Source organism: Phytobacter sp. RSE-02, from assembly GCF_040578655.1.
Lineage (GTDB): Bacteria > Pseudomonadota > Gammaproteobacteria > Enterobacterales > Enterobacteriaceae > Phytobacter > Phytobacter diazotrophicus.
The window spans coordinates 121,189-136,794 of record NZ_JBEULY010000001.1 but is presented as its reverse complement, the minus strand read 5'-3'; the positions used below and the strand labels follow the sequence as shown (position 1 = coordinate 136,794).

The window sequence follows — 15,606 nt, the reverse complement described above, 5'->3', positions numbered from 1 at the left end:
GAGTCGAAGATGACGGGAACATTGGTAGTTAACAATCTGGCGGGGCTGATGATGTTCACCTCGTTATTGGTCACTTGCGCCAGACGCTACACCGTCTCCTGCTGGTTGTACGCCCTGCAATCACTGGTGCTGGTGTCGATATTTTTCACCCTCTCACAACTGCTGGATGCAGAACAATTGCGGATGTGGTCCATCAGCGCCTTCTTCACCAAGGTTCTGATGGTGCCGCTCATCATGGGTTATGCGTTTCGCAAAATGGCGCCAGAGGGTCAGGGAGAACGCCTGTTTGGCCCTGCCGCACTGGTGCTGATGGCCGCAGGCATCGTGCTGCTGTGCTGGTTTGTGGTGCGTCCGGTGCAGTTGCCGCTGGTCGCGCAACTTAAACCCGCGCTGGCGGTGGCGCTCGGCCACTTCCTACTGGGGCTACTGTGCATCGTCAGCCAACGTAATATCCTGCGCCAGGTGTTTGGCTACTGCCTGATGGAAAACGGTTCGCATCTGGTGCTGGCACTGCTGGCATGGCGTGCGCCGGAGTTGGTTGAAATCGGCATCGCCACCGACGCCATTTTCGCGGTGATCGTCATGACAATACTGGCGCGAAAAATCTGGCGTACCCACGGCACACTGGACGTTAATAACCTTACGGCGCTGAAAGGATAACAACATGAGTCACGCATTGATGTTCACCTTGCTGTTGCTCACGCCGCTGGTCATCTCCGCACTCTGCTTCCTGTGCCGTCTGCGAGGAAATGCCGCGCGCGCTCTGGTCACCACCGTGCATTTCGTCGGTATCGTCGTGCTGATGGTCGTGGCGCTGTGGACAGTTGCAGAAGCTGTAACTGAGGGCGAGATATTCGCCGCCCATCGCTGGCTACATATCGACAGCTTAAGCGGGTTGTTCTTGTCGCTTCTTGGGATCATCGGTTTTATCACCGGGTTGTACTCCATTGGCTATATGCGCCATGAGGTCGATCACGGGGAAATTACCGTCGGCACCCTGTGCAACTACTACGGTTTCTTCCATCTGTTTCTCTTCACCATGCTGTTGGTGGTCACCAGTAACAACCTGATTGTCATGTGGGCAGCCATTGAGGCCACCACACTAAGCTCAGCGTTTTTGGTGGGGATTTACGGTCAGCGTTCTTCGCTGGAAGCCGCGTGGAAATACATCATTATCTGTACCGTTGGCGTCGCGTTTGGCCTGTTCGGTACGGTACTGGTTTATGCCAATGCCGCCAGCTTTATGGTAGAGCCTGACCATGCGATTTTCTGGACCGAAGTCCTTAAAGAGAGCAGTAAGCTCGACCCCACGCTGATGGTGCTGGCATTTGTCTTCGTGCTGATCGGTTTTGGGACCAAAACCGGCTTGTTCCCGATGCACGCCTGGCTGCCGGATGCCCACAGTGAAGCGCCAAGCCCGGTCAGCGCCCTGCTCTCAGCGGTGCTGCTGAACTGCGCGTTGCTGGTGCTGATTCGCTACTACATCATTATCTGCCATGCCATCGGCAGCACGTTCCCCAATACCTTACTGATGATTTTCGGCCTGCTCTCGGTGGCGGTGGCGGCGTTCTTTATCCTCGTTCAACAGGATATGAAACGCCTGCTCGCCTACTCGAGCGTGGAAAACATGGGGCTGGTGGCGGTGGCGCTCGGTATCGGCGGCCCGTTGGGTATTCTCGCCGCGCTGCTGCACACGCTGAACCATAGCCTGGCCAAAACGCTGTTGTTCTGCGGTTCCGGCAACGTGCTACTGAAATACGGCACCCGCAATCTGGACGTGGTATGCGGCATGCTGAAAGTTATGCCGTTTACCGCAGTCCTGCTCGGCGGCGGCGCGCTGGCACTGGGCGGCATGCCCCCGTTCAATATTTTCCTCAGCGAGTTTATGACCGTCACCGCCGGGCTGGCGGCCGATCATCTGCTGGTGACTATCGTACTGCTGCTGTTGCTGACGATTGTGCTTGGCGGGCTGGTGCGCATGATCGCCAAAGCGCTGTTTGCCGCACCGCCTCAGGAAGTCGCCAGCGGTGAGCTCGGCTGGCTCACCACAGTGCCGATGGTCATTTTGCTGGTGATGATGCTGGTGATGGGGACCCATATTCCGCAACCGGTAAGCAAAATGCTGGCAAACGCCTCTGCCATTGTGATGTCCGGTAATGATGAACAATCAACACAATTTAGTTGGCTGTGGGCGTCGTTTGATACCACCGCCGCAACTGCAACACCCGCGCGGGTTCAGGGAGAGTTAAAGTGAGTTATTTAGAGAGTATCAGTCTCGATGCCCCTCGTGGCGGTGCCTGTCTTGCGGCGTTGAACGCGCAATTTCCCGGTGCCATTCTTGAAGAAGAGCGGCAAACTTTTGAGCAGACCACCATTACGGTAAAACTCAATCTGCTGCCGGATATTGTGCATTATCTTTATTATCAGCATGACGGCTGGTTACCGGTGTTATTCGGTAACGATGAACGTACGCTGAATGGTCATTACGCGGTCTACTACGCCCTTTCTATGGAAGGGGCGGAAAAATGCTGGATTGTGGTAAAAGCGCTGGTGGATGCCAACACGCGTGAATTCCCCTCCGTCACTCCGAAGGTGCCCGCCGCCGTCTGGGGCGAGCGTGAAATCCGCGACATGTACGGTCTGATCCCGGTAGGCCTGCCGGATCAGCGCCGTCTGGTGCTGCCGGACGACTGGCCGGACGATTTGCATCCGCTGCGTAAAGACACCATGGATTACCGTCTGCGCCCGGAGCCGACCACCGATACGGAAAACTATCCGTTTATCAACGATGGCGATAGCTCGGCGCGTATTGTGCCCATCGGCCCGCTGCACATCACGTCGGACGAACCCGGCCACTTCCGTCTGTTTGTTGATGGCGAACGCATTGTCGATGCCGATTACCGCCTGTTCTATGTTCACCGCGGTATGGAAAAACTGGCGGAAACCCGCATGGGTTATAACGAAGTGACGTTCCTGTCAGACCGCGTCTGCGGGATATGCGGCTTCGCCCACAGCGTGGCCTACACCACCTCGGTAGAAAACGCCCTGGGCATTGTGGTGCCGCAACGCGCTCACACTATCCGCTCGGTGCTGCTGGAAGTGGAACGTCTGCACAGCCATCTGTTAAACATTGGGCTTTCCAGCCACTTCGTCGGCTTCGATACTGGCTTTATGCAATTTTTCCGCATCCGCGAAAAATCGATGACCATGGCAGAACTGCTGACCGGCTCGCGTAAAACGTATGGCCTGAATCTGATTGGCGGCGTGCGGCGCGACATCCTGAAAGAGCAGCGCATTAAAACTATCCAACTGGTGAAGGAGATGCGCGCGGAAGTGATCCAACTGGTGGATATGCTGCTCTCAACGCCGAATATGGCACAGCGTACCCAGGGGGTTGGGGTGCTGGACCGTCAGATTGCGCGCGACTATAGCCCGGTCGGCCCGCTGATTCGCGGCAGTGGCTTTAACCGTGATCTGCGCTTTGACCATCCGTATGCCGACTACGGCAATCTGCCAAAAACCTTGTTTAGCTGGCCTGCCGGGGATGTTTTCTCGCGCGTGATGGTGCGTATCAAAGAGACGCTTGATTCCCTCTCGATGATTGAGTTTGCCCTCGACAATATGCCAGACACCGCGCTGTTAACCGAAGGGTTCAGCTACAAGCCGCATAAATTCGCACTGGGTTATGTGGAAGCACCGCGCGGCGAGGATGTGCACTGGAGCATGCTCGGCGACAACCAGAAGCTGTTCCGCTGGCGCTGCCGTGCGGCGACCTATGCCAACTGGCCGGTGCTGCGCTATATGCTGCGCGGCAATACCGTTTCCGATGCGCCGTTGATTATCGGGAGTCTCGATCCCTGCTATTCCTGTACGGACCGCGTCACGCTGGTGGATGTACGTAAGCGCAAGTCCACCACCGTGCCGTACAAAGAGATCGAGCGTTACAGTATTGAACGTCGCAATTCGCCGCTGAGATAAGGAAGATACGATGCTTAAATTGTGGAAAACCATTATCAGAGCGGGCGAAGTCACGGTGAAATACCCGTTTGCGCCGCTGGAGGTCTGCCCCGGATTTCGCGGCAAACCCGAGCTTAATCCTGAGCAGTGTATCGCCTGCGGCGCCTGCACCACCGCCTGCCCTGCCAACGCGCTGACGATGGAAACCCATCCGGATGACAACGCCCGCATCTGGCAACTGTTTATCGGCCGCTGCATCTACTGTGGCCGCTGCGAAGAGGTGTGCCCAACGCACGCCATTCGCCTGTCAGAGGAGTTTGAGCTGGCAGTGACTCGCAAAGAAGACCTCTATGTGCGCGCGACCTTTCGGCTGCAGCATTGCAGCGAATGCCACGCCCCCTTTGCGCCGGAAAAATCCGTCGCCCTGGCGGCTGAATTGCTGGCGCTTCATCAATCGAACCCGGCGCTGGTGGAAACCCTGCGCGCCCAGGCGAATGTCTGCCCGGCATGTAAACGTCGGGCGGCACTGGAGCATCGCGGCAGCACCAACGTTCATTATTATATTGAGGAGCAAGCATGAGCGCCGATTCCCTGACGTTAAAGCAGCATGTCAGTCAGCCCATAACGCTGGATGAACAAGCGCAAAAACTCAAGCAAGTGCTGCTTCGCGATATTCAACGTTCTGCTTATGTTTACCGCGTGGACTGCGGGGGATGTAACGGCTGTGAAATTGAGATCTTCGCCGCGATCACCCCGCTGTTCGATGCCGAACGCTTCGGCATTAAAGTCGTTGCGTCGCCGCGTCACGCCGACATTTTACTGTTTACCGGCGCGGTCACCCGCGCCATGCGTATGCCCGCGCTGCGTGCCTGGCATTCCGCGCCTGACCACAAAATCGCGATCTCCTATGGCGCATGCGGCGTCGGCGGCGGTATTTTTCACGATCTCTACAGCGTCTGGGGCGGCAGCGATACCATCGTCCCCATTGATGTATGGATCCCCGGCTGCCCGCCGACCCCGGCGGCAACGGTGCACGGTTTCGCTGTCGCGCTCGGCCTGCTGGAGCAGAAACTGCACGCCGAAGATCATCACCAGGCTGAAAATGAAACGGCGACCGTCCGTTGGCCTGCCGTACCGCTGGCCATGCGCGTTAATATCGAGCGTCTGGCGCGTCGACTGGCAGGCTATCGCCAGGGACGTGAAATTGCCGATCACTTCTTCGCGCTGTTGACCGAAGGCGATCCACGCGAAAGTTCCGCGCGCATTAATGCCTGGTTGCAGCAGGCGGCCGATCCGCGTCTGGACACCATCGTGCAGCAACTGCGCGCCGAGATGGAGGGAAAGCATGTCTGAGAAGGGCAGCAAAGTGATGTTCTGGACGCTGCGCCAGAAATTTGTCGATGACAGCGTCAATGTCGAGGAAAAAAGCCGCCAGGTGATGTACTACTCGCTGGCTATTGGTCACCACGTGGGGGTAATCGACTGCCTCAACGTGGTGCTGGAATGTCCACTTGCCGACTACGAGCGCTGGCTTGCGCTACTGGAAGAGGGCGCACGTAAAAAAATGCAGGGGCTGCTCACGTTTGGCGAAATCATCATTGATGCCAGTCACGTCAATAAACTGGCCCCCGCCTTTGCTAAACTGGCAGAAGAAGCGGATGATCCCTGGCGTAGCTGGAGCCAGATCATCTTGCAACAATTGAAAGACATTGCCGGTGAGCCGGCGATTTATCTGATGGTGCGGCGGCTGGATTAACCATTAGTGATATCAATAAAACGTCAATTCGTATGACAATTAGCTATACGTGAAGCGGGTAACACTACAAAATAAGGGGGTATAGTAGTATACCGGGTGGCCCGCTCTCTTACCGAAGAACAATCACTTGATATGAAAAAACGGATAAGGAAGTCACATTATGTTGATTTATGACTGTTTTTTTTCTGCTTTTCTGTACAATTGATTCTGGAAGGATGCAGTATCCATGATTTTACAGCATTTGCTGGAACAGAAAGATAAGGCGTCCGTCCTGCGGGCGTTCATTCCCCTACCACCTCCGTTCAGCCCCATTCAGTTTGTCGAACTTCGCCTCAGTAATTCGCGATTCTACCGCTGTTTTGATGACGGAAGCGTTGAGTTCTGCACCAGTGAATATGCCGGTTCAATTAGCGATAGCTTAAAACAGGTGATTTTACTTGCCGGAGAAACCATGGCTGAGCTGCGCTTTGTGCGCACCGATGGCGGTAAATTTTGCGAAAAAGACAGCACCATGTTTGCCTGGCTGGCACGCCTCGCGGCGCAAGGTTTAGAGGGTGATATTGAGCGCGACAAGCTGGAGCAATCCGTTTCGCTGTTGCGCCAGGAGCTTGACCATGACCGGGTTCTGGTCGATATCACCAACTCGGTACTGTCTCACCTTGATATTGATGAACTGGTGGCGGATGTCTCGCGTGAAATCCACCGCTTCTTTGGCGTGGATACGGTCGCAATGGTGCTCCGTGATGCCCTGCGCTCGCGCCAGCTTATGTGGAACTCGACGGATTTCACGGTTCAGCCGCCAACAAGCCAGCAATACCCGCTACGCAGCGATAGCCAGTTGCTGCATACGGCGCTCAATGAAAATCATGCGACCCTGTTGCAAAAAAGGGACGAGCCGCAAATGTGGCTAAATGATCCCTTGCTACAACAGTTGGAGGCGCAAGGTCTGGAGACGGTCTTTATTCTGCCGCTGGCTTTTAGCCATCAGTCCACCGGCGTACTGGTCCTGGCCCACCGGGATTTGTCGATTTTTAACGCACAAAACTGTCGATTACTTCGACAGATTGCCGACAGAATTGGCATTGCTGTCGATAATGCCGATGCCTATCGCAAAGTGACACATCTGAAAGAAAACCTCAAAAACGAGAACAACAAACTTAACGAGCAAATTCTTTCCAGCCAGAGCTTTGGCGACATTATTTATCAGAGCGACGCCATGCGCGATGTGCTCCAGCAGGTCAATATTGTTGCCCTGAGTGACAGTACAGTGCTGATTCTTGGCGAAACCGGTACAGGGAAAGAGATTATTGCCCGTGCCATTCACCAGATGAGTCTGCGCAAAGATAAACCGCTGGTGAAAATCAACTGTGCCGCCATTCCGTCGACCCTGCTGGAAAGCGAACTGTTTGGTCACGATAAAGGGGCATTTACCGGCGCTATCAACACCCACCGTGGACGCTTTGAAATGGCGGATGGGGGGACGCTGTTCCTCGATGAAATCGGCGATATGCCGATTGAACTGCAGCCTAAATTATTGCGTGTACTACAGGAAAGGGAGATTGAGCGCATTGGCGGCACCCGCACCATTCCCGTTAACGTTCGGGTCATTGCCGCGACTAATCGCGACCTGAAACAGATGGTCATTGACCGGGAGTTTCGCAACGACCTGTTCTATCGCCTGAATGTGTTCCCGCTGGTGTTGCCGCCGCTGCGCGATCGCCCGGACGATATCCCGTTGCTGGTCAGGTACTTCACACAAAAACTGGCGCGCCGTTTAAACCGCCAAATCGACACCATTCCTGCCGATGCAATGCGCCAGTTGATGCGCTACGAATGGCCTGGCAACGTGCGCGAACTGGAAAATATTCTCGAACGTGCGGTCCTGCTCTCACGCGATAATACGCTGAGCCTGCATTTGAATGCGCAACCCAGCAGCATGGTACAGCCTGTGGCCCATGATCCTTTTCCTTTCCCCCTGCCCCGCGTGGCGGAAATGATGCACACCGAGCCGCCGGAAAACGATGAAGAGGAACGTCAGCGTATTATTCAGGTGCTGCGGGAAACAAACGGTATTGTTGCCGGGCCGCGCGGTGCGGCGTCAAAATTAGGAATGAAACGTACCACGCTGTTATCACGTATGCAGCGGCTGGGTATTACCGTTCGGGAAGTATTGTAATTGAGTTTCTGAGTTTAAGTGTGAGCGAATTAACGCTTTAGAGGCGATACCGGCTATATGGCTGGTACGCCCTATGCATATAAATGCGGGTGTCGATATTGCTCCCTCATTAATGCATAGACTCAGGAGATTCTGATGGATACCAGCAATGCTTTTGATCTGCGACTTCCCGCAGAAATGGCAAAGGTCGCCGAACAGGCAGGGTTATATAAAGTCAGCAAGAAGAAAGAGCTGTCATTCTTTCTCGCGGTCACGGCTGGTGTATTTATTTCCATTGCATTCGTTTTCTATATTACCGTCACAACCGGGCCTGCCCCTGCAACCGCCCTGGCAAAACTGGCCGGCGGCGTGTGCTTCTCGCTGGGCCTCATCCTGGTGGTTGTCTGTGGCGCAGATTTGTTCACCTCGACAGTATTGACGGTGATGGCAAAAGCCAGCGGGCTAATAAGCTGGCGACAGTTAATTATCAACTGGATAATTGTCTATTTCGGTAACCTTGTCGGCGCCCTGTTTTTTGTCGCGCTGATTTGGTTTGCCGGGCAATATATGAGTGGCAATGGTCTTTGGGGATTAAATGTATTACAAACCGCCGACCATAAAATGCATCATACCTTCATTGAAGCCGTTTGCCTGGGGACGCTATGTAATTTAATGGTATGCCTGGCTGTGTGGATGAGTTATTCCGGGCATACACTAACCGATAAAATTATGGCGATGCTGTTGCCTATCGGTATGTTTGTCGCCAGCGGCTTCGAACACAGCATCGCGAATATGTTTTTGATCCCGCTTTCTATTGTTATTCGTTATTTTGCGCCCGAAGGATTCTGGACCAGCATTCACGCCAGCCCGGAAAATTATCCGGCATTAACGGTCAGCAATTTTATCACGGCTAATCTGATCCCGGTGACGATAGGTAATATTATCGGCGGCGGGTTGCTGGTAGGGATTACTTACTGGATTATCTATTTGCGTAACCAAAATAACGGGCACTAACCGCGTCCCTGATGGCGCAGCACTTATCAGGGCTACGACCGGTTTTCTCCCTCTCCCCTGGGGAGAGGATTGGGGTGAGGGGAATATGCGGCTCAGGTGGTGGGTTCCGTTCCCCTTATGTTCATGGCGAAATGTCACCTCCGGACACGTGAACGGGTAAAGGGGAACACCGCGTTCCCCTTTACAATCCCCGCGGCCCCGCAAAAAATCGGTGCTTCGCACTGCGTTCGCCTCCCGCCCCGCTGCCTGCGGTCGGTTTGACTCGACGGCCTGTCTCGACAAATCTCAGTCCGCCATCCCTGGCGGCCTGTCCTTGTCATCGGGTCTTCGTCTCACCGATTTCAGCGGGGACTCAACCCCCTCGCTGCACGCTCTGCGCCAGGGGGGCACAAAGATGTTGCTGTAGTTGTCATGCGGGAAAACGGATCAGACATGGCTAAAAAGGTTGAAGGCGTTCACAGTATCTACGATTGGTAGCCCCGCTAAGCACCGCGCCAGCGGGGAAGACATCACGTCAGAGGTGATGGTCGTCAACCACCACGGTATCTGGCCATGCGTGAATCACTGCCTGCACCAGCGTCGCCAGCGGGATGGCGAAGAACACTCCCCAGAACCCCCACAGGCCACCAAAGATAATTACCGACAGGATAATGACCAACGGGTGCAGGTTAACCGCTTCGGAAAACAGTAATGGCACAAGCAGGTTGCCATCCAGCCCCTGGATTATCAGGTAGACGGCAAAACAGCTCCAGAACTCGGTGCCCGCACCAAACTGAAACAGCGCCACGCCAATCACCGGAATGGTGACCACAAACGCGCCGATGTAAGGAATCAGCACCGAGACCCCCACCAGCACCGCCAGCAGCAATGAATAGTTAAGGCCAAAGAGCTGAAAACCTAACCAGGTGGCAACACCGACGACAACCATCTCCAGCACTTTGCCGCGAATGTAGTTGGTTATCTGCTGGTTCATCTCTTTCCAGACCTGCCCTGCCAGCCCACGGTTACGCGGTAAGACGCGGCGCACCGCATTGAGCATCTGTTCTTTATCCTTCACCAGGAAGAAGACCATCAGAGGCACCAGGACCAGATAGACCGCCAGCGTCAGCAGCCCGACCAGCGATGCAAGGGAGTATTTCACCACCGAATCGCCCATGCCCAGCATCCGGGCACGCATATTTTCCGCCATTGCATCGATGATGCCCGCATCCATTAACATCGGATAACGTCGTGGCAGCGTGGCGGCATAATCGGAAAGTTTATTGAGCATACCCGGCATGTCGCGAATCAGATTCATCCCCTGCTGCCAGGCAACCGGCATCACAACAAATGCCATAATCATCAGAATGCCGACAAACAGCAGCAGCACCATCGTGGCGGCCCAGCGGCGGGAGAAACCGACTCTTTCCAGACGGACGGTTGGCCATTCGAGAAGATAGGCCAGCACGATGGCAACCAGCAGCGGCGCAAGAAGACCGCTAAAAAAGAAGAGAATGACAAAACCTGCCAGCAAAATGACCAGCAGCGCGATCGCTTCCGGGTCGCTAAAGCGACGGCGATACCACTGCATCAACAATTCAAGCATATGTTCCTTCCAGGAGCCGGATTGACCGGTGTGAGTTCAGGAATTGTATCGAAATGTCACAAAAAAGACTTCGCTTTTCGTCGCCTTTACAGGAAACATGATGAGCGGGCAAAAAGGTGTTATTCCCCCATCAGGGGGGATAAACTCTCTGTTTTATTTCGCCGGAACGAACCCCGGCTCGTCAGGTCAAATGATTACCCCAAAAATTACAGGATTGAGGTTATGTTCAGGCAGTTGAAAAAAACGCTGGTCGCAACCCTTATCGCCACGCTGACGCTCGGCCAGATGATGCCCGCGTTTGCGGATTCTGCAGACAGTCTGCCCGATATGGGAACCTCCGCAGGAAGCACCCTGTCCATTGGTCAGGAAATGCAGATGGGCGACTATTATGTTCGCCAGCTGCGCGGCAGTGCGCCGCTGATCAACGACCCTTTACTGGTTCAGTACATCAACGGACTGGGCATGCGCCTGGTCTCACATGCAAACTCGGTAAAGACCCCGTTTCATTTCTACTTAGTCAATAATGACGAAATTAACGCCTTTGCTTTCTTTGGCGGCAACGTGGTGCTGCATTCAGCGCTGTTTCGCTATGCGGATAACGAAAGCCAACTGGCGTCGGTGATGGCGCACGAAATTTCCCACGTGACCCAGCGCCATCTGGCGCGTGCCATGGAAGATCAGAAGCGTAGCGCCCCCCTGACCTGGGCTGGCGCACTGGGCTCCATTCTGTTAGCCATGGCAAGCCCGCAGGCCGGGATGGCGGCGCTCACCGGTACACTGGCCGGTACGCAGCAGGGCATGATCACCTTTACGCAGCAGAACGAACAGGAAGCGGACCGCATCGGGATTCAGGTTTTGCAACGCTCCGGTTTTGATCCGCAGGCAATGCCAACCTTCCTGGAAAAGCTGCTTGATCAATCACGTTACGCCTCTCGTCCACCGGAAATTTTGCTGACCCACCCCTTACCGGAAAGCCGTCTTGCCGATGCGCGTAACCGCGCCAACCAGATGCGCCCGGTGGTCGTGCAATCCTCCGAAGAGTTTTACCTGGCCAAAGCCAGGGCCCTGGGGATGTATAACTCCGGGCGTAATCAGCTCACCAGCGATATGTTAGATGCCTGGGCAAAAGGCAATGTGCGCGAGCAGCATGCCGCGCAATATGGTCGCGCCCTGCAGGCAATGGAGGCGAAGAACTTCGCCGACGCCGCTAAAACGCTGCAACCTCTGCTGAGTGCCAATCCGACAAATGCCTGGTATATCGACCTGGCGACCGACATTGATTTAGGGCAGAACAAAAACAACGAAGCGATTAACCGCCTGAAAAATGCGGCGGAAATTAAAACCAACCCGGTATTGCAGCTCAACCTGGCAAACGCCTATCTGAGCAGCGGTCAGGCTGCCGCGGCAGAGGCGATACTCAATCGTTACACCTTTAACTGGAAGGACGATGTAAACGGCTGGGAGCTGCTGGCACAAGCGGAAGCCACATTAGGCCATCGCGATGAAGAGCTGGCGGCGCGTGCCGAAGGGCTGGCGCTGACGGGTAAGCTGGATCAGGCCATTACGCTGCTGGGGAGCGCCAGTTCGCAGGTCAAATTGGGCAGTCTGCAGCAGGCCCGTTACGATGCGCGTATCGATCAGCTTCGTCAGTTGCAGAAAACGTTCCGCCCGTATCAGAAGATGTAACAAGGAGAACCGATGACAGACGCGGTGAAGATTTACCACAACCCTCGCTGCTCCAAGAGCCGCGATACCCTCAGCCTGCTGAAAGCCAACGGCATTGATCCGCAGGTTGTTCTGTATCTGGAAACGCCGCCGGATGCCGACACGCTTAAAGCGCTGTTGAAAATGCTGGGAATGACCAGCGCGCGGGAGCTGATGCGCCAGAAAGAAGATCTCTATAAATCACTGGGACTGGGGGATAGCCATCTCTCAGAAGAGGCGCTGTTGCAGGCGCTGCTTGATAATCCCAGGCTAATGGAGCGTCCGATCGTTGTGGCGAACGGTAAGGCGCGCATTGGTCGCCCGCCAGAGCAGGTCCTTGAGATCGTCTATTAATACCACGGGCCCGCAGGTGCGATACTTACCGGGCCTACAGTTTCAGGATCTCTTTTACGAAGGGAATGGTCAACTTACGCTGAGCGGTAATAGACGCGCGATCGAGCTGATCGAGCGTGTCAAAGAGCGTGCGCATTTCGCGATCCAGTCGCTTGAGCAGAAAACGTCCCACATCTTCCGGCAACTCAAACCCGCGCAGCCTTGCACGCAGTTGGAGCGCCTGCAGTTTGTCTTCATCAGAGAGCGGTTGCAGCTTGTAGATTTGCCCCCAGTCCAGGCGCGACGCCAGGTCGGGCAACCCCAGATTCAACTGCCGTGGCGGACGATCGCCGGTGATCAGTAACCGCGTTTTGCCTGATTCCAGAATACGGTTATAGAGATTGAAGATGGCCATCTCCCAGGGTTCATCGCCTGCGACACACTCGATATTATCGATACAGACCAGCGAGAGATGTTCCATTCCTTCAAGCACTTCCGGTACAAACCAGGTGCGCTTATCAAGCGGCACATAGCCGACCGCATCACCACGCTGAGAGAGTTCAGCACAGGCAGCATGAAGCAGATGGCTACGTCCTGCCCCTTCACGCGACCAGAAATAGATGTATCCGCTATGATCCTGGCGTAGGACATTTTGCAACGCCGCCAGCAAAGAAGGGTTATCGCCCGGCCAGAAACTCGCAAAAGTTTCATCGTCAGGAAGATAGAGTGGCAGGGAAAGCTGCGCCGGTGTGTTCAGACGTACCTCAACAGGGCTTTAAAAAACGCGGTAAGTTTATCATAAAACTTTACCGCGTTTGAACCGGGCATGACACCCGGTTTGCAGAGCAACAATTAATGCTGATTTGCTTCGCTGTCTTCGGCGTCCAGTACCACTTCTTCCGGACGCAGAACACTGATCAATTTGAAGATCAGGCTCAGCGCAACACCCACGATGGTCGCCAGCGCCATCCCTTTCAGTTCAGCCGCGCCAATATGCACTTTCGCGCCGCTGACGCCGATGATCAGAATGACGGAGGTCAGGATCAAGTTTTGCGCTTTGCTGTAATCCACTTTGGATTCGATCAGCACGCGAATACCGGATGCGCCGATCACCCCGTACAGCAGCAGAGAGACACCGCCCATCACCGGTACCGGGATAATCTGAATTGCCGCTGCCAGTTTACCTACGCAGGAGAGCAGAATCGCGATGATTGCCGCGCCACCGATAACCCAGGTACTGTAGACGCGGGTGATCGCCATAACGCCAATGTTCTCACCATAGGTGGTGTTCGGCGTTGAGCCGAAGAAACCGGAAATAATGGTTGAGAAGCCATTGGCAAACATGGAACGGTGCAGGCCAGGGTCACGGATCAAATCGCGTTTCACGATATTGGCGGTAACGACCAGATGGCCCACATGCTCAGCAATAACCACCAGCGCCGCAGGCAGAATGGTGAAGATAGCAAACCATTCGAAACGCGGCGTGTAGAAGGTTGGCAGCGCGAACCAGTGCGCATTGGCAATCGGCGTGGTATCAACAACACCCATTGCAAACGACAACGCATAACCGGCCAGCACGCCGATCAGAATCGGGATTATCGCCATAAAACCACGGAACAATACGGAACCAAACACGGTCACACCCAGCGTGACCAGCGAGATGAGCACGGTTCTGGAATCCGCAGACTGACCATCCGCAGGCAGCAGACCGGCCATATTGGCCGCAACACCGGCCAGCTCCAGACCGATGACGGCAACGATTGCGCCCATTGCCGCAGGCGGGAACATCACGTCCAGCCAGCCGGTGCCTGCTTTCTTCACGATGAAGGAAACAATGCAGAACAGCACGCCGCACATAATAAAACCACCCAGCGCCACTTCGTAGCCCAGCGGCAGAAGCAGCAGTACCGGCGAAATAAACGCAAAGCTCGATCCCAGATAAGCCGGGATTTTGCCCTTACAGATAAAGAGATAAAGCAGCGTTCCGATACCGTTAAATAACAGTACGGTGGCCGGGTTAATATGAAACAGGATTGGCACCAGCACGGTTGCGCCAAACATAGCGAACAAGTGCTGCAAACTAAGCGGGATTGTCTGTAAAAGCGGCGGTCTTTCACTCACCCCGATAGCACGGCGCGTCATAGTGTTTTCCTCTGAGTGTTGTTGTTTATCCCCTTCACACGTCAAGACGCTGGAGCGTTGGCCGTACTCGTTCACCCGAATCACTTATCGACGTAAGATCATCAGGATTCGCTCGCTTGTCCTTGCCGGCAACTCGACGTGGTTAGGGTATATGTTCCGCTCATCACCCATCCCGCAGTGTTGTGGACTGCGTGATGAAATCAGGCGGATTCTGTTCTGGTTTACGCCAAAAAAAAGCCGACTTTCAAAGTCGGCTTTTGATTTTTAAAGCATTTATTTCGTACCAAAGATTTTGTCGCCGGCATCGCCGAGGCCCGGAATAATGTATCCGTGCTCATTGAGGCCCTTGTCGATGGACGCGGTATACAGCTCAACGTCCGGGTGCGCTTTCTCCAGCGCGGCGAGGCCTTCCGGGGCAGCAACCAGCACCAGCACTTTGATGCTGTGGCAGCCTGCGTTTTTCAGCAGGTCGATGGTGGCAATCATAGAACCGCCCGTTGCCAGCATCGGGTCAACGACCAGCGCCATACGCTCGTCGATGTTAGAAACCAGTTTCTGGAAATACGGCACCGGCTCCAGGGTCTCTTCATTACGATAGATACCCACCACGCTGATGCGCGCGCTCGGAACGTGTTCCAGCACCCCTTCCATCATGCCCAGACCGGCACGCAGAATAGGGACTACGGTGATTTTTTTGCCTTTGATTTGTTCGACTTCTACCGGGCCGTTCCAGCCTTCGATAGTCACACGTTCCGTTTCCAGATCGGCAGTCGCTTCATAGGTCAGCAGACTACCGACTTCCGAGGCGAGTTCACGAAAGCGTTTGGTGCTGATGTCATTTTCACGCATCAGGCCCAGCTTGTGTTTGACGAGTGGGTGTTTTACTTCCACGACCTTCATACTCTTCTCCTTCCCCAAAACGGTGGCAGCCACAAAAAAAATCGCCGGATTATACCGCTT

14 protein-coding genes are annotated in these 15,606 nt (G+C 54.8%); 10 read left to right on the top strand and 4 right to left on the bottom strand.

The window, feature by feature from the left end; all coding sequences use genetic code 11:
- The first annotated feature begins 9 nt into the window (after nucleotides 1-9).
- The 8 genes from hyfE to focA all read left to right on the top strand — a co-directional run bounded on the left by hyfE (nucleotide 10) and on the right by focA (nucleotide 8,882).
- Nucleotides 10-660: a hydrogenase 4 membrane subunit gene (hyfE, locus tag ABU190_RS00595; protein ID WP_039079701.1), complete on the top strand. Its 651-nt coding sequence runs from the start codon at nucleotides 10-12 to the stop codon at nucleotides 658-660.
- Between the two features lie 4 nt (nucleotides 661-664).
- Entirely contained in the window at nucleotides 665-2,254 is a 1,590-nt protein-coding gene (locus ABU190_RS00590; RefSeq protein ID WP_354690091.1) for a hydrogenase 4 subunit F, read from the top strand.
- Nucleotides 2,251-3,978: a hydrogenase large subunit gene (locus ABU190_RS00585; protein WP_271849609.1), complete on the top strand. Its 1,728-nt coding sequence runs from the start codon at nucleotides 2,251-2,253 to the stop codon at nucleotides 3,976-3,978. The genes ABU190_RS00590 and ABU190_RS00585 overlap by 4 nt, the downstream gene beginning before the upstream one ends.
- A 10-nt stretch (nucleotides 3,979-3,988) precedes the next feature.
- On the top strand, nucleotides 3,989-4,537 hold the full coding sequence (hyfH, locus tag ABU190_RS00580; protein ID WP_039079698.1) for a hydrogenase 4 subunit H: 549 nt from the start codon (nucleotides 3,989-3,991) through the stop codon (nucleotides 4,535-4,537).
- Nucleotides 4,534-5,310: an NADH-quinone oxidoreductase subunit B family protein gene (locus ABU190_RS00575; protein ID WP_071193407.1), complete on the top strand. Its 777-nt coding sequence runs from the start codon at nucleotides 4,534-4,536 to the stop codon at nucleotides 5,308-5,310. Before hyfH ends, ABU190_RS00575 begins: the two co-directional genes overlap by 4 nt.
- A complete protein-coding gene (locus tag ABU190_RS00570) occupies nucleotides 5,303-5,713 on the top strand; it encodes a formate hydrogenlyase maturation HycH family protein (RefSeq protein ID WP_354690090.1) in 411 nt (136 codons plus the stop codon). Before ABU190_RS00575 ends, ABU190_RS00570 begins: the two co-directional genes overlap by 8 nt.
- Before the next feature lie 226 nt (nucleotides 5,714-5,939).
- Complete coding sequence (locus ABU190_RS00565) at nucleotides 5,940-7,889, top strand: sigma 54-interacting transcriptional regulator (protein ID WP_354690089.1); 1,950 nt, start codon at nucleotides 5,940-5,942, stop codon at nucleotides 7,887-7,889.
- Nucleotides 7,890-8,024: 135 nt separating this feature from the next.
- On the top strand, nucleotides 8,025-8,882 hold the full coding sequence (gene focA / locus ABU190_RS00560; protein WP_110294614.1) for a formate transporter FocA: 858 nt from the start codon (nucleotides 8,025-8,027) through the stop codon (nucleotides 8,880-8,882).
- A 514-nt stretch (nucleotides 8,883-9,396) separates the two neighbouring features.
- Here focA and ABU190_RS00555 read toward each other — a convergent pair.
- On the bottom strand, nucleotides 9,397-10,467 hold the full coding sequence (locus tag ABU190_RS00555; RefSeq protein ID WP_354690088.1) for an AI-2E family transporter: 1,071 nt from the start codon (nucleotides 10,465-10,467) through the stop codon (nucleotides 9,397-9,399).
- 222 nt (nucleotides 10,468-10,689) lie between these two features.
- Between ABU190_RS00555 and bepA the strand changes: the two genes are divergently transcribed.
- Both bepA and arsC read left to right on the top strand, forming a co-directional pair.
- Nucleotides 10,690-12,153 carry a beta-barrel assembly-enhancing protease gene (bepA, locus tag ABU190_RS00550; RefSeq protein ID WP_039079692.1) on the top strand — a complete coding sequence of 488 codons (1,464 nt, stop codon included), beginning with the start codon at nucleotides 10,690-10,692 and terminating at the stop codon, nucleotides 12,151-12,153.
- Between the two features lie 12 nt (nucleotides 12,154-12,165).
- A complete protein-coding gene (arsC, locus tag ABU190_RS00545; RefSeq protein ID WP_354690087.1) occupies nucleotides 12,166-12,525 on the top strand; it encodes an arsenate reductase (glutaredoxin) in 360 nt (119 codons plus the stop codon).
- Between the two features lie 34 nt (nucleotides 12,526-12,559).
- Here the strand turns inward: arsC and ABU190_RS00540 are convergent, their stop codons facing one another.
- The 3 genes from ABU190_RS00540 to upp form a co-directional block, all read right to left on the bottom strand.
- A complete protein-coding gene (locus ABU190_RS00540; RefSeq protein WP_354690412.1) occupies nucleotides 12,560-13,261 on the bottom strand; it encodes a DnaA inactivator Hda in 702 nt (233 codons plus the stop codon).
- A gap of 95 nt (nucleotides 13,262-13,356) precedes the next feature.
- On the bottom strand, nucleotides 13,357-14,646 hold the full coding sequence (gene uraA / locus ABU190_RS00535) for a uracil permease (protein WP_039079689.1): 1,290 nt from the start codon (nucleotides 14,644-14,646) through the stop codon (nucleotides 13,357-13,359).
- Nucleotides 14,647-14,919: 273 nt separating this feature from the next.
- Complete coding sequence (gene upp / locus ABU190_RS00530) at nucleotides 14,920-15,546, bottom strand: uracil phosphoribosyltransferase (RefSeq protein WP_039079688.1); 627 nt, start codon at nucleotides 15,544-15,546, stop codon at nucleotides 14,920-14,922.
- Nucleotides 15,547-15,606 lie beyond the last annotated feature (60 nt).

What these genes read in the sequence shown, in the direction of transcription:
- hyfE (WP_039079701.1), top strand. Translation starts at nt 10, where the DNA reads ATGACGGGAACATTGGTAGTTAACAATCTGGCGGGGCTGATGATGTTC.
- ABU190_RS00590 (WP_354690091.1), top strand. Translation starts at nt 665, where the DNA reads ATGAGTCACGCATTGATGTTCACCTTGCTGTTGCTCACGCCGCTGGTC.
- hyfH (WP_039079698.1), top strand. Translation starts at nt 3,989, where the DNA reads ATGCTTAAATTGTGGAAAACCATTATCAGAGCGGGCGAAGTCACGGTG.
- ABU190_RS00575 (WP_071193407.1), top strand. Translation starts at nt 4,534, where the DNA reads ATGAGCGCCGATTCCCTGACGTTAAAGCAGCATGTCAGTCAGCCCATA.
- ABU190_RS00570 (WP_354690090.1), top strand. Translation starts at nt 5,303, where the DNA reads ATGTCTGAGAAGGGCAGCAAAGTGATGTTCTGGACGCTGCGCCAGAAA.
- ABU190_RS00565 (WP_354690089.1), top strand. Translation starts at nt 5,940, where the DNA reads ATGATTTTACAGCATTTGCTGGAACAGAAAGATAAGGCGTCCGTCCTG.
- focA (WP_110294614.1), top strand. Translation starts at nt 8,025, where the DNA reads ATGGATACCAGCAATGCTTTTGATCTGCGACTTCCCGCAGAAATGGCA.
- ABU190_RS00555 (WP_354690088.1), bottom strand. Translation starts at nt 10,467, where the DNA reads ATGCTTGAATTGTTGATGCAGTGGTATCGCCGTCGCTTTAGCGACCCG.
- bepA (WP_039079692.1), top strand. Translation starts at nt 10,690, where the DNA reads ATGTTCAGGCAGTTGAAAAAAACGCTGGTCGCAACCCTTATCGCCACG.
- arsC (WP_354690087.1), top strand. Translation starts at nt 12,166, where the DNA reads ATGACAGACGCGGTGAAGATTTACCACAACCCTCGCTGCTCCAAGAGC.
- uraA (WP_039079689.1), bottom strand. Translation starts at nt 14,646, where the DNA reads ATGACGCGCCGTGCTATCGGGGTGAGTGAAAGACCGCCGCTTTTACAG.
- upp (WP_039079688.1), bottom strand. Translation starts at nt 15,546, where the DNA reads ATGAAGGTCGTGGAAGTAAAACACCCACTCGTCAAACACAAGCTGGGC.